Source organism: Salifodinibacter halophilus, assembly GCA_012999515.1.
Lineage (GTDB): Bacteria > Pseudomonadota > Gammaproteobacteria > Nevskiales > Salinisphaeraceae > Salifodinibacter > Salifodinibacter halophilus.
Map to the genome: position 1 here is coordinate 1 of JABEEB010000684.1, position 238 is coordinate 238.

General features: G+C 71.4%; 1 protein-coding gene. It reads right to left on the reverse strand.

The features are described from left to right. The coding region (locus tag HKX41_13310; GenBank protein ID NNC25113.1) for a hypothetical protein at nucleotides 1–238 on the reverse strand (238 nt) is incomplete at both ends.

The window sequence follows — 238 nt, forward strand, 5'->3', positions numbered from 1 at the left end:
CCTGCGACAACGCGATCGTCGCGCGCGGCTGCAGCACCACGTAACCGGCTTCGACCTGGCGGCCATCGGCGCCGGTCGTGGCGTGATTGAGCGGATGGGCGATGGCCGCGGCCAGCTCCGCCACCGCGCCGGCGGTGAGTTCGTCGTTGTCCTCGTCGAGCACGACCACGTAACGGGTTCCGGCGACCTTGGCCAGATCGCCGTGCGCAGTCTGGAACGGCGACGGCCCGCCGAGCAG